This window comes from Runella zeae DSM 19591 (assembly GCF_000423565.1).
Lineage (GTDB): Bacteria > Bacteroidota > Bacteroidia > Cytophagales > Spirosomataceae > Runella > Runella zeae.
Genome location: NZ_AUIF01000035.1, coordinates 1 through 14,100, shown reverse-complemented (window position 1 = coordinate 14,100; position 14,100 = coordinate 1). Strand labels below are relative to the sequence as shown.

Annotated in this window: 9 protein-coding genes; 5 read left to right on the top strand and 4 right to left on the bottom strand. The window is 42.7% G+C overall.

Going from position 1 to position 14,100, the window contains the following annotated elements; genetic code table 11:
* Positions 1-8: 8 nt before the first annotated feature.
* The 4 genes from G563_RS0110095 to G563_RS0110075 all read right to left on the bottom strand — a co-directional run bounded on the left by G563_RS0110095 (position 9) and on the right by G563_RS0110075 (position 7,958).
* Positions 9-3,077: a SusC/RagA family TonB-linked outer membrane protein gene (locus G563_RS0110095; RefSeq protein WP_028665214.1), complete on the bottom strand. Its 3,069-nt coding sequence runs from the start codon at positions 3,075-3,077 to the stop codon at positions 9-11.
* A 553-nt stretch (positions 3,078-3,630) separates the two neighbouring features.
* Entirely contained in the window at positions 3,631-4,344 is a 714-nt protein-coding gene (locus G563_RS0110085) for an SGNH/GDSL hydrolase family protein (protein ID WP_028665212.1), read from the bottom strand.
* A gap of 30 nt (positions 4,345-4,374) precedes the next feature.
* Entirely contained in the window at positions 4,375-6,867 is a 2,493-nt protein-coding gene (locus G563_RS0110080; protein WP_211235264.1) for a glutaminase family protein, read from the bottom strand.
* A gap of 32 nt (positions 6,868-6,899) precedes the next feature.
* Entirely contained in the window at positions 6,900-7,958 is a 1,059-nt protein-coding gene (locus G563_RS0110075) for a cellulase family glycosylhydrolase (protein ID WP_028665210.1), read from the bottom strand.
* A gap of 181 nt (positions 7,959-8,139) precedes the next feature.
* On the opposite strand from G563_RS0110075, the gene G563_RS0110070 reads away from it, so the two are divergent.
* From G563_RS0110070 to G563_RS0110050, 5 genes are all read left to right on the top strand, one after another.
* On the top strand, positions 8,140-8,721 hold the full coding sequence (locus G563_RS0110070; protein WP_028665209.1) for an RNA polymerase sigma factor: 582 nt from the start codon (positions 8,140-8,142) through the stop codon (positions 8,719-8,721).
* Entirely contained in the window at positions 8,696-10,201 is a 1,506-nt protein-coding gene (locus tag G563_RS0110065) for a porin family protein (protein WP_028665208.1), read from the top strand. Before G563_RS0110070 ends, G563_RS0110065 begins: the two co-directional genes overlap by 26 nt.
* Before the next feature lie 87 nt (positions 10,202-10,288).
* Positions 10,289-12,166, top strand: a complete 1,878-nt coding sequence (locus G563_RS0110060; protein WP_028665207.1) for a helix-turn-helix domain-containing protein — start codon at positions 10,289-10,291, stop codon at positions 12,164-12,166.
* 158 nt (positions 12,167-12,324) lie between these two features.
* Positions 12,325-12,882 (top strand): nuclear transport factor 2-like protein, encoded by a 558-nt coding sequence (locus tag G563_RS0110055; RefSeq protein ID WP_037326410.1) that lies wholly within the window; start codon positions 12,325-12,327, stop codon positions 12,880-12,882.
* Between the two features lie 37 nt (positions 12,883-12,919).
* The coding region (locus G563_RS0110050; protein WP_028665205.1) for a choice-of-anchor Q domain-containing protein at positions 12,920-14,100 on the top strand (1,181 nt) is incomplete at its 3' end.

Genomic DNA, 14,100 nt, shown 5'->3' with positions numbered 1-14,100 from the left:
TCAAAAAATTAGAAGTTAAACTTAGCACCTACCGCAAACGTTCTTGGTACTGGATAAGACTCATCGTCGTTGTTGAGCTCAGTACCGCCTCTTACCCCTGCATCGGGGTTGTTACCCGGATATTTGGTGAATAAGAAGAGATTGTTGGCCGTCACAAATATGCGTGCATCACTCAACACCGACTTAAATTTAGGCAACGTATATCCTAGAGTTACACTTTTGAGCCATATGTAGCTACCGTCATATACATATCTTTCGCTACTCTCGCGTGACCATTTGAAGTAGTTTGTTCCACCTTGAGAATTTTTAGCGTTAGGGTCAGAACCTGGATTGGAAGGTGATCTCCAGCGGTCCTTGGCTTTGTCGAGGACGTTGAATACCCCGTCCATGTTCATCGTAGAAGCTTCGATATTACGGTAGATATCAAAATCATGCGCTCCTACAAATAAGATATTTAAGTCGAAGCTGCGATAATCGGCCGCACCCGTCCATGCCCACGTAAAAGCTGGATTTGGGTTTCCGATTTCCACCATGTCTTGGGTATCGTAAGTGACCACACCATCACCGTTGGTATCCGCAAACTTCATACCGCCCGGAATCACCCCATCTTGCTTAGGCCATGCATCGATTTCGGCTTGGGTATTGAAAATACCCATTTTCTTGTACCCATAAATCATCCCAATAGGGCGACCCACTTTTTGTACATTGTAGCCACCATAGAAACTTCCATACCATAAGGCATCGTTGACGCCTTTGATAGCCAGAATTTTACTACGATTAATAGTCAAGTTTCCGTTGGTTCTGAAATTGACCGCCCCGATATTGGTTTTGTAATCTACCCCAATTTCAACCCCACGGTTTCTTACTTTACCGATATTGTCTAAGCTCGTGGTAAAGCCTGATACTGCTGGAATCGACACTGGCAACAACATATCGTTGGTGAGTTTGTTATAATACTCAAACGTAAATACCAATTTGTTGTTGAAAGTAGCCAAGTCGATACCGATGTCTAATTGGTTTGATTTTTCCCATTTAAGCGCCGAGTTGGCAAAAGAGCTAATCACTTTACCCGGAGCAAAAGCATTTCCAAGTATATAATTGTTGGCTCCTACAAATGCCAAACTTGGATAGTTACCGATGTTGTTGTTACCCGTTACCCCCCAACTTGCACGGAGTTTCAAATCGGTCAGCCAAGGCATCTTGGGCATAAAAGACTCTTCTGTTACTCTCCAACCTACTGAGGCCGCTGGGAAATCTCCGTATTTGTTTTGCGTACCAAATCTCGAACTTCCTTCACGACGATACGACGCCGACAACAAGTATTTGTCTTTGAAAGCATAGTTGACCCGTGCTAAATAGGCCAACAAAGTCCAGCCATTTTCGTAAGAGTTTGAGGCTCTGATAGACCCTGCGCCCAAGTACGGCACCAAGTCGTCGGGGAAAGTATTGGCACTACCAGATACTCCTCTAAGGATTTCTTTTTGGGAAGTAAAACCAGCCAACATATCAAGGCTATGCTGAGCTCCAATCTGTGGCGTATAGGTGAGCAATTGATCAAAAGAATAGTTTTGGAGTTGCTCCACAATCTCCTGAGAAGTAGCAATACGGGGAGGCGCACCTGCCGTACCAGACGCCACCGACAACCCAATCGTAGAAGGAACATAGTCCTTGTAACTATTATAATTCAGTTTTGCATTGACCGAAGATCTAAACTTCAAATTTTTAAGGAAAGAGATTTCCACAAAACCATTGGTAAGGATGTCGGCGATGTTTCTTCTACGAAGCACATTATTTAGTACATACACTGGATTTGGAAAACCAAAAACCCCATCTAATCCTCCAATGTAAGGGCGGAGCGTTCCGTCAGGATTGTAAACAGGCTCACGAGGATCCATTAAGAGAGCCCCTCCCACCAAGGCACTACGACCGTCGGTATTGGCAAGGTTTTGTTTGGTATAGCTACCATTGATGTTAAGACCTACATTCAAAAACTTATTGACTTGTCCGCCCAAATTGCTACGAATAGATATACGGTCGTAGTCAGTTTTGATGATAGAACCTTCTTCTTTAAAATAACCTACTGACAAAAGCGATCGCAACGGCCCCTTACCTGACGAAATAGTGAGGTTTACATCGGTATAAGCGGCATTGTTGTTCATGATTTCGGCAAACCAGTCGGTCGAGTATTTGGTTTGCTCAGGATAGCGAAAACCAATGGGTACTTCCTCTAGTGTCGGTTCTCTATTTTGGAAGTAGCGTATACCATCCTCAAATACCTCTTTTTTGAATTGAGCAAACTCTACGCCATTTAGCATTTTTACGCGGCGTGAAGAAGGCACATTTTGAATACCATAATCTACCGATAAGTTGACTCCAACTTTGCCTTCCTTAGCATTTTTGGTGGTAATAAGCACTACCCCATTAGAGCCCCGTGCTCCATAGATAGCCGTAGAAGCCGCATCTTTCAAAATAGAAATACTCTCAATATCATTAGGGTTGAGGTTTTGACCAACGGTGGTACCTACCGCAAACCCGTCGATTACATACAAAGGATCACTACCTGCGCCCAATGAACCTATCCCCCGTACACGTACCTCAAAGGCTCCGCCAGGTGTACCGCTTTTCTGTTTGACTACTACCCCTGCGGCTCGTCCTTGGATGAGTTGATTCATGTTGTTGGCGGGTTGCTCACCAATGTCTTTCATATTTATCACCGATACCGCCGACGTAATGTCTTGTTTACGTTGCGAGCCATATCCTACTACGACTACTTCTTGTAAAGCTTTCAAATCTTCTTCTAGCGTCACATCAATTACAGTACGCCCTTGAACACTGATGGTCTGACTAATGAGGCCCACATACGAATATACCAAAGAGGCATTGGCTTTGGTAGTAGTAATTCGGTAAACACCGTCGGCATTGGTAGTAGCACCATTGGTAGTTCCTTGTTCGAGGATAGTTGCCCCTGGAACAGCGGCACCATTTGCAGAGGTTACTTTCCCCTGAACTTGCACGCCTTGTGCAAACCCTTTCAAGGCTAGTAACATACAAATCATAAACAGTCGAATTTGTTTCATAGAATGAGTTGATTAAAGGTTAAAGGTATTTTAGTGATACGTCCGTTTACACTGTTTAAAACCAGAATAAAGAAGAGCCTAAATAGAAACAAAATGAAATTATTATATAGTTATGTCATTATGAACTACTTATTCTCGAATCTAATTTTCACAAAAAAGAAACTTGGAATTATCCTGTACTAACCTGCTTTCTTGTCTGCGGCCCAAACCGATGCAATAAGTGTTTATCATAGAAGTAACTAAATGTGGATAAAGAAGAAGTCATGCTTGATTATATAAATATACCAAGTTTATATTTTACAAATCTAACCCACAAGCAAAGGAATGCTTTTACTCAAAATGGTTATTTTTTTGCACTTTTTGATATTTTAATATTATTTAATATATCTACCTCCTTCTATTACACCTATTGCAAACAAGCTTTCGCAAACAAAATCAAATACCTAAAAATCAGACATTTAACAACAAAAAACTCCAATAAAAAAGGGAGAAACTTGAAAAGTTTTCTCCCTTTTTACCTTATCACTATCTTTCAATCCTCTTTTGATCAAACCTAACGCAAATACTTCATAATTTCATTAGCGATAAGTTGATGCCCTTTTTCATTGGGATGATTCACTTGTGACATATACGTTGAAATTTTTTCGCCCGTTTTATGTTTTTCCAAAAAAACAGCATAACTATCCACTAATCCAACTCCAAATTCCTCGGCAAGTCGTCTAATCTGAAGGCTATGAGCTTCAAGCTCATTCTTAGAATCTTCCAAATTGACCCGTTGGTCGGGAGAAGGGGTAAGTAAAATAATTTTAACGGATTTTTGTAAAGCTTTTCCAATCATTTCTCGCCAAGATTTTTCGGCTTCTGCCAGTCCAATGCGTCGGTCGTTGAGGGCATAATCAATAAAGAGAACATCTGGTCGATGCACCAACACTTCTGTTTCAAACCTAGCTGCTCCCTTTTTAGAATCCTCTCCACCAATAGAAGTATTAATAATATTTACGACCGCATGAGGGTATTCGGCTTTCAATTGTTTAAGAACTTGGTAAGGATAAGCCTCTAGGGTATTGACTACGGGAGTCTTAAAATATCCGGCTGGCACCGAATGCCCATGAAATACCAAATTGATCGTACGATTTTTGGGCCATTCTTTTTTTAGTTCTTCTTTTACTTCATTGAGGTAAGAAGCGGGAGAGGCTCCTTCTCCTCTCACCATGTAAGAGAAGGGGTCTATCACCAGCCATGTAATAATTAAAATTAGTTGCGACATAGTTCAACTGAGATTTGAAAGATATGATGATTATTTTTTCAAACGTTCCGCTAGCATTTTAATAAAATACCCTCCTACTACCGAACGCGCCTGAAAACCTACTTGTCGGGCATTGGTAGTTTCGTGCCAATCCGACAAGGGCACTCGGCTAGGTGTTTCGTTGGCAAATTTCCAAATCGGCTCTACCAACGCCCTAAAATCCTGCTCTGAGTCGGCCATAGTAGCTGTCCATATGATCCAATCTGATTTAGTGTAGGTTTTGCGGTTGTCGAGCGGCAAGCCATAAGGTCTTTGGGTCTTCAAATAAAAAGCCATTTCTTTTTTGATGATTTCTTTAGGAAACACATTCAAGTCGAGCAATTGATCCCAAACGATATTGTATTTCTGACTCCAGCTTCCTGTAGGTTTGTCGAAAGTAAGCGCATAATGATCCCCCTCGGCAGCCATTGCAGCCCACTTTTGGGCCAGTTCACGGGCCAGCTTGAGGTGTTCGTCGGCTACTTGTTGGTGGCCTAGTTGAGCCGCCATTTGCCCATAACACGCAATGCCCATGATAGCCTTGGCCGATAAGTTGGTGTTGCGCGCCAAGTGTCCCGCAAAATCGTCGGTACAGAGTTGATTGCCCGGGTCAAAACCGTCTCTTTTCAAAAATCCAACCCATTTGGTCAGCATCGGCCAATGTTCCCGTGCAAAATCAGGCTTTCCGTCCATTTTGACGGCAGCTGCGGTCAAAATCACCATATTTCCGGCTTCCTCTACGGGCATATCTTCCCCGTAAGTTTGGCCATTGGCTAGTGGGTAGGTTCCAACATCATGGGCAGGGAAGTCTTTTTTCCACCGTCCCGATTCGCTATAATCAAAAATAAACCTTAATAGCCCTTTCGCCAGTTCGTTGTTGTACATCAAAAACATAGGGGCTGATGGATATGTCACATCTACCGTACCGATGGAGCCATTGGAGAAGTTTTCTTTTGAAAAGAAAAATACCTCTCCTTTGGGGCCTTGGACTATTTTATGAGCGGCAATGGCCTGTCGATAAGCTAACTGACACAAATCGGCATAAGCTTTTCCTCCCACTTTTTGGGCTTCGGCGTAGAGTTCTTTGTCAAAACGACTACTTTTTTCTCGAATACGTACATAATCCGTTTCGGCTATTTGGAGGGTTTTGAGCATGGTCATGTTGGGGTCGCGGCGCCACCATCCGCGTAAGTTTTGACCAAAATATTGCACTGAATATACATCATCATAGCCTAGCAACACATGACGCGCCACGGCGGTTGATGCCACGTTGCCTAAATTAAGAGCCGTCGCAATAGCCACTTCTCCCGCCAAACTTGTCGAATTTTGAGCATTCTGGGGTAATTCTCCTTTGGCAAAAAATACTTTCTTCAAGCTTTCAGGTGTGCCTGCGGCCATTTGTCTAGTGGCCGATTCAGGAACGGCCAAATAAGCATAGCCCCAGTCAATGCGTACATTGTCGCCTTTTTTAGCAAGTATTGATTGAACTTTTGTTCCGACTGATGCCAAACTCAGCCCTCCTTGCTTTTCTACTTTGGTTTCTACCTCTTGTCCAGGAGTATTAGCAGCTACGGTTCCTGCTTCGCCAAAATATACTTGCACGGCGTGGGATTTTCCGTCGGTGGAGCGCGCCTCAAAGGTCACATAACTTACGGGACGTGCCACGATTTCGAGATCGTCGAGCAACAAAGGCGATAAGAAATTCACTTTCAACGCCACAGGCCCCGCCGTAAAATCATAGGTAGTCTGCGTGGCCGTGACCTCCACGCTCTGCTGAAGTGCCGTAGTGATGTTGGATGGAGGAATAGGGCTTACCAAACCCACATCAATCAAAGACTCTCCTACTTGGCTGATGCAATGCACCGCCAATACATTGCGGCCTTTGCGAAGGGCTTTTTGGCCTTCTGACGAAAGAGGAAGATGAATATACTCACCCGCACAACAAGTCTTGCTGAGTATTTTTGTGCCGTTGAGATAAATCACTACATCGTCGTCATGACTTACTACTAAAAGCAGCTTAGAAGGGTCGATTTTTCCGTCATAATTAAACTCACGACGAATAAAAATCCCGTCCTTATCTGTGCGAGCGTTGGTAAAAGGGGTACGAGCCACCGGAATATCCCCAAAAGGCCCTGAGCCTGATTTCCAATTTTGCGGTTTGTAGTCGGGTTGTTCCCAGCCAGCTTCTGGTTTGACGAGGGTATAGAGCGCCGAGTAGGGTTTTGTTTCTCCGGTTGGCAAGAGAGCCTCATAAGCCGTCGGAACCGCTCCTAAAAACTGATAGACTTTTCCGTCCACCCTCACTATACCTTCTAGTGACTGTGTCCTGCCTGTCCAGTGCCGCGTGGGGCTGTCGGTAAGCTTGTCGGTATTGGTCCAGATACTAAAGTAAGGGTCGTGAGTGATAAGCGGGTACGCCGGCGGACGTAGATTTTGGGCTTGAACAATACCCATTCCCAAAACCGTGGCTATGCCAAAAAAAATAGAAGAAAGTGTTTTTTTCATGATAGTCTTCACACTTACGAAAGTTTAGCTATTTATTTCTTTCCTGTCAACGACTTGATCGTTTTGACTTCATTTTCGCTAAAAGGGGTTCCATCTTTGCGATAAATATCATGAAACCACAGCTCAGGCTCTTTGCCATCAGGTACGGGCGAACTCCACGCAAAAATGGTGTTGGTTTTGCCCGCGACAAATCCCCAATTGATAGCACCTACGTTTTCTTGTTTGAGCATAGGCATAATCGTCTGAAACAAGCTTCCATTGCGGCGCGCCATGTATTCGGTACATATCAAAGGGCGATTGTATTTGCGATATTCTTGAATCAACTCTTGGTGCTTGTCGATGTAGCCATAATGATGATAGGTAATAACATCCGAATTTTCGAGCTGAAACTTATTCAATTCATCAAACTTCTCCCCCCAGCTCCATACACCTACACTAAGCGGCTGCGAAGGATTGACGGCTTTGGCCCAGCTAAAAACAGCTTTCACCAGAGGTAAACTTTTGTTAAAATACTGACTATTACCAGGTTCGTTGTAAAGATCCCACAACAAAATTCTATTATCATTTTTGAAATTAGTCATTACATCTTTTACATAGCGCTCAAGCATCCCAAGGCTATCGGGGTGATTTAGGAGCATGGTACCGGGGTCGCGTACCCATCCGCTATTGTGAATGCCTGGTTTGGGCGCAGGTTGCTTTCCGGCGTGGTATTCGTCGTTCCAACAATCATCAAAGAAGACCAAAATGGTTTTGATACCGTGTTTATTAGCAATTTGGAGGTATTGGTCTAAGCGTTTTTTAAAACCCGCTTGGTCAGACGTCCACGCTACGTGATGTAGATATACGCGCATGGCATTCATACCTAGCCCTTCAGCCCAGCCTAGCTCGCGGTCGATGGTCTGAGGGTCGAAAGTAGCCGCCTGAAACATCTCCAATTGATTGATAGCAGTACTTGGTTGAAAGTTGCACCCTCTAATCCAGCCTTGTTTTTTATACCAATCGTTGGCTTGTTGAGCCGACCATCGGGGCTGTGCCTGTAAGGTAGAAACCATAGCTAATAGAACGGCTGCTAGAAATATTGATTTTTTCATACACTAATTAAGTGAGAGTAAATAGTTGGTTACGACTAATCAAAGCTAGTTAAACGAAACTTCTAATCGTAGATACCCCAAATAGGGGCATCCTTCATTTTTGAGGATTGGTAAAAAAAAGTTATATTTTCTCAGAATTTGACGCAACCTCCCACAACAAACTCCCGTACTTGATAGCCGAATGTTATTTTCACGTGCGTTGAAAACCTTACCGGAACTACTCGAAGGCTGTCTAAAAAAAGACCGCAAATGTCAGGAATTGCTCTATAAGCAGTTTTATGGGTATGCCATGGGGGTGTGTATGCGTTATGTTCCTAACCGAGAAGAAGCACTAGAAGTAGTCAATGATGGATTCTTAAAGATTTTCCAAAAAGTAGAGATGTACGATGCCGAGCGCTCTTTTAAAATATGGCTTCGGCGTGTGATGATCAACACTGCTCTCGACCACTATCGTCAGAATGTAAAATACCAACATCAAGAAGATCTTAGTGTCGTCGAAAACACCGTGGCTAGTTCTGAGGCTACTAGCGGTTATCAAAACCTTCTACAAGAAGATCTCATTGAACTCATTCAGCAACTAACACCAGCTTATCGGTTGGTTTTCAATTTATACGTCATTGACGGTTATTCACACGAAGAAATTGCCCAAAAATTGGGCATTAGTGAGGGCACATCCAAATCCAATTTGGCACGTGCTCGCGAAAATTTAAGAGCAATGTTACAAAAAAAAGGAAGAGATGAGTACGCAAGAGTTACCAGATGACGAACTGGACAAACTCTTCAGAAAGTCTGCTGAGGAGTTTGAACCCAACTTTGAGCCACAAGCATGGGATGCCATGCGAACAAAATTAGACAATACCGAAAATATTGTCAAACGACCACTCGTGTGGCCTTGGATACTGGCGTTATTGTTTTTTGCATCCATTGTGGTAGGTGGGTATCTATCCAACTGGTCTTTTGTCAAAAATGTAAATCGCCCCAATCTCCCCTCCACAGCGCATCCTTCCTCCAATAGTGGAGCTAAAACTTCAACAGTTGATAAAAGTATTAAGGAAAAAAATACCTCCTCAACGCTCTCCACCATTTCCCCTAAAGCTAATAGAGAAGAAAAAACCACTAGCACTTCTGAAATCACCGCTGATATTGCACAAACCCCACAAAACAATCCGAGAACTATTTTAGAAGAGAGTTCTCAAAAAAATCGTCTTTCTAATTCTTCAAATTTTATAAAACCAACCACTACCAAGCGTGAGATTGTTAAAAAACGGATTTCGCCATCGGAGCGTCTTTTAAAGAATCGCCTTCAGGAAGTGGCTTTTAATAGAAATCAACTTCCTTCGTCAAATATTCAAGAAAAATCTAATGAAAGGAAGAACCGTAAAACTTCTTTATCTTCTTCGGAACCTCTTTTTGAAGATAAAATTATTTTGAATAACAAAGAGAAGGATTCAACCCCATCCACTCCTACCCTTTTGGAAGCAGTAGAAGGAGGCTCAAATTTGACAACAACCTCTTCTTTACAAATAGAACCTCTAGAATCCAAACCTTGGCAATGGCTTCCCTCCCAAACCGCCCCGGTGACTATCTCCTATCAGGCTCCTTCTAGTCCTGTTAAGTCTTTACCGCAAGAAGCCACCCCTTTATTTAAGCGTGGACTAAGCGCCAAAGTAGTCTTAGCCCCTGATTTTAGTTTTATTGATTTCAATCAATTTACCAATCCTGGCACGGTAGTAGGTGCAATGGTCGAATATCGCTTCAACAAGCGGCTCAGTATCCAGGTAGGAGCCATGCGCTCGGTCAAGCTCTATGGAGCCACTGGCAAGCAATATCAATGGCCATCCAATTGGAACAGCCAAAAAGTACGTCCAACAAGCGTTGACGCCAATTGCAAAGTACTTGATATCCCCCTCAATCTTCGGTACGATTTTATGCAGGGTACCAAAAGTCGGTGGTTTGTGTCGTCGGGTTTATCGAGCTATATGATGCTCAACGAGAAGTATGATTACAATTATGCTCCTGGTGCTACCAACATCAAATGGTATAAATGGAACGGCACTACAGGCAATTATTGGCTGGGCGTACTCAATATTTCAGTTGGTTTTGAGCGGCAGATAGGCAAGCATTTTACCCTCCAAGCCGAGCCTTATCTCAAAACTCCCATGGCCGATGTAGGTTTTGGCAAAATACGCTTACGTTCGGCAGGGCTGCTCATGTCGGTGCGCTATCGCTTGGGTAAGTTTTGAAAAAACAAAGGAAATTCTAAGGTTGGTGAATCTCCGTACTTTTGAGATATTTGTGGTGCAGTTACTCGATGCGTGAAGAAAAGCCCTATGGAGAATACCTCAAAAAAGTATCTTAATACGCTTGATACCCTTATTGACCAATATCTCGAAGATCCACATTTTTCAATTGATTATCTCTGTCAAGAAATTGGTCTAAGTCGTTCGCAGTTAAATAGAACCCTGAAAGAAGAAGCAAATACCTCTATTTCTATCTATATTCGTCAGCGACGCCTGCAAAAAGCGCAGGAATTATTAAGACTCACAGACCTCAGAATAGTAGAAATTTCTGAGAAAATTGGGGTGGATAGCCCCCAAACTTTCACTAAATATTTTACCCAAGAGTTTGGCATTAGTCCCTCCGAATACCGCAAGACCCTTTCTAGCCAAGAGGCCGAAGCTAGCACGGATGTTTCAGATCCTAACTTGCCACCTATACCCTCTCCGACAGAAGTACCTCGTCGTAGTAAAATGAAACTTTATGGGGTATTAGGCATTCTCAGTTTGGTCATCATCGCAGGTATTTTTTATTTTTGGAAAACACTAGATGCTACCTCTGCCGAACCTTCTATTGCCATTTTACCTTTCAAAGTTTCGCAACAAGATACGAGTCAGGTTTTATTGGCCGAAGGGCTCATGGGACAAATGCACGCTTCATTAGCGTCTTTAGAAAACCTCAAAGTGATTTCTAAGACCTCTTCTTCTCTGTTTCGAACTTCGGCCAAAAGCATTCCTCAGATTGCCACCGAACTAGCAGTCAATTATATTGTGGTGGGGTCGGTACAGAAACAAGGCCAACGATTTAGAATCAACATTGAACTTATCAAAGCATCAGAAAATAGATCGCTTTGGGCAAAAACGTTTGAGAGTAATCTGCAAGAATCTCTAAGTTCAATGAATGAGGTTGCAAAAAAAATCACGCTCGAATTGCACCAGCAATTGAGCGATACGCAAACCAAAAACCTGAATCGTATCCCTACCCAAAATGAAGAAGCCTATCGGGAATTTTTACAAGGTAAGCAGCTGATGTTGAGTAGGGTCAAAGAAAAACTAGAAGCAAGTATTCAGCGCTTCGACAAGGCGATTGAGTTAGATCCCGCCTTTGCCGATGCGTACGCTCATAAGGCTTCTGCTTATTTCATACTCAGCAGCGATGATTTTATAGATTTCAAAAAAGGGCTTAAATTGTCCGAGCAAAATGCACTAACGGCAATTCGACTCGACGGCCAAAATGCCTTAGCCTATGCTACCCTCGCCAATGGCTATCGTCAACAAAATAAATGGGAACAAGCTGTTACTACCTACCAAATTGCACTCAAATACAGCCCTAACGACGCCCAAATCCTGTATTGGTACAGCATTACATTACGCTCTTTAGGCAAAATGGAAGAAGCCATTGAGTACAGTACAAAAGCTCTTTCGCTTGACCCACTTTATCCTGTCATTATTGTGGGTCATGCGGGCAATTTTTCACACGCAGGTAAAATGAAAGAGGCCAAACAAGTGCTAGACAACTACCAACTAACCCTCGACGGTTTTTATCCTTATTATTTTGTAAAGGCCTATTATTACATCAATTTATCTGATTACAGAAGTGCTTTAAAAGAATTTATAAAATGTGATTCCATCAGCCCTAATGTAAAATCAGTTAAGTACAACCTGCTTTATTGTCAAGCCAAACTTGGCAATACGGACATCGTAAAGAAGCATCTCAAAACCGTTTCGCCGGTAGCCAAAAATTATGTTGAACTTGCAGTCATTTACGCAGGTCTTGGCGACAAAGACAATTGTCTGAAGTATTTAGAGAAAGGCGTAGAAGAGGGAATGGTCCCTATTTATCTGAAAGTATCGCCGCTTTTTAAATTTCTACACTCCGATGCCCGCTTTCAGGCTTTGCTCGAAAAATTGGGGTTGAATCTTCCGATTTAGTACATTTTCACACTACTTTCTACCTATTTTCTTAAAATTTCTAAGTTTTTAAGCAAAATTTCTAAGTTTTTGACGCAATAAGCAAAGGCTTTTCGGTCTTCTGCCCCCTAGATTTGTGCTTATCATTAGGATTCAAAAAGCATCAAATGAGGCGGCTTATGTTTCAGTATTGTCTATCGGTTATCGCCTATTGGATAGGAGTATCTTCGTGCAACCCTACCGAACAAAATCATCATCATGTTGATTCTGATACCTTTTCCGACTATGTCGCCCTTACCCAAAAAGCTCTTTCCTATCAAGCCGATTTTGACATTGAAGCATGGGGCGAAATGTTAGCTCCTAATGTTGAATACACTTTCCCTTATCGCCAAACCCAGACCAAAGTCACTGGCAAAAAACAACTATTATTTCATTGGAAAAACCAACGCCCCCAAGCCCATATTAAATCTATACAGCTCACCAATTTTCATTTTGTACCACTCAACACCCCCGAACCTCTGCCCTTTGGCGACTTAGGGGGAGTATATGTACTTGCTATGTTTACCCGGAAAATCACCTTCCTTTCAGGTCAAATTTTAGAACAAACCATCAGCCTTTGGTGTCATTTCAATCCTGAAAAACGAATCGATCGAATTTATGATTACAATGATGCTTCGATGGCTTTTATCCCCACTCATTTCAAATATCAAACCTTACCACTCTCTGTACACGCATGAAAAACTCTACTCTTCTTCCAAAAATCATTTTAAAAAATTGACTTTGCTGTTAGGATTTATTGCCTTTTGTTTTCAAAGCTATGCCTACCCTCCGGTGAGCATTATCTATGTAAAGCAAAACGCAAGCGGTGCCAACAATGGTACTTCTTGGACAGATGCCTATACAAGCTTACAAACTGCCATTACCAATGCGTCGACTGGTACCCAAATATGGGTAGCGGCGGGCACTTACAAACCCACCGCCGGCACTGACCGAGGCATCAGTTTTTCTCTTAAAAACGGGGTTGCTATTTATGGCGGCTTTCCCAATACGGGCAATCCCACCTTCGATGACCGCAACTGGAGCACCAATGTAAGCATCCTAAGCGGTGACATCGGTACCGTTGGCGACCGGACTGACAATAGCAACCGAATTATTTTTAACAGTAACGTTAATAGCACAGCTATCCTCGATGGTTTTACGATCAGTGACGCCTACAACACAAGCACCTTTAATGGTACGGGAGGAGGAGGTATGCGCAATGAATATAGTTCTCCTACTGTTTCAAACTGTATTTTTCGTAACAATTACGTGGGACAAAGTGGTGGTGGAGTGCTGGATTTTTCATCTACTACCACTTATACACATTGTTTGTTTATTGTAAATGAGGTAGGTTATTTTGGAGGGGGTAGTAGATGTGAAATTGATGTTGCTGACAATCCAAGTGCTCCTACCTTTATTAATTGTGTTTTTTGGGGAAATAAAGCGGGATTGTATGGCGGAGCAGTGGGAAATAATCGTTTAAAATCAAATACCATTTTAAAAAATTGCATCGTTTGGGGAAATACTTCTTCGGATAATAGCATCATTTATAATAATCAAGGGGGTACTACCACCGCTACTTACTCTCTTATACAAGTTGCCTACACTGGCACTGGTAATATCAATGCAGACCCTCTGTTTGTAGATGCTGCCAATGGTAATTTCCGCTTACAAAAATGCTCCCCGGCTGTCAATGCGGGAGAAGACGCCGCCAATAGCACTACCGTTGACTTAGAAAAAAATTCACGCAAAGTAGGAGTCATTGATATGGGGGCTTATGAATATCAATCAACGGTAGAAATTCCCACGGCCTACACCGTCAGCGGCGGAGGTAGTTTGTGTCAAGGCGGGACAGGAGTAGAAATCACCCTCAGCGGCTCACAATCGGGCGTCAATTACCAACTCAAAAAAGACAA

Coding starts and splice junctions, on each gene's coding strand:
- G563_RS0110095 (WP_028665214.1), bottom strand. CDS start 3,077: ATGAAACAAATTCGACTGTTTATGATTTGTATGTTACTAGCCTTGAAA.
- G563_RS0110085 (WP_028665212.1), bottom strand. CDS start 4,344: ATGTCGCAACTAATTTTAATTATTACATGGCTGGTGATAGACCCCTTC.
- G563_RS0110080 (WP_211235264.1), bottom strand. CDS start 6,867: ATGAAAAAAACACTTTCTTCTATTTTTTTTGGCATAGCCACGGTTTTG.
- G563_RS0110075 (WP_028665210.1), bottom strand. CDS start 7,958: ATGAAAAAATCAATATTTCTAGCAGCCGTTCTATTAGCTATGGTTTCT.
- G563_RS0110070 (WP_028665209.1), top strand. CDS start 8,140: ATGTTATTTTCACGTGCGTTGAAAACCTTACCGGAACTACTCGAAGGC.
- G563_RS0110065 (WP_028665208.1), top strand. CDS start 8,696: ATGAGTACGCAAGAGTTACCAGATGACGAACTGGACAAACTCTTCAGA.
- G563_RS0110060 (WP_028665207.1), top strand. CDS start 10,289: ATGGAGAATACCTCAAAAAAGTATCTTAATACGCTTGATACCCTTATT.
- G563_RS0110055 (WP_037326410.1), top strand. CDS start 12,325: ATGTTTCAGTATTGTCTATCGGTTATCGCCTATTGGATAGGAGTATCT.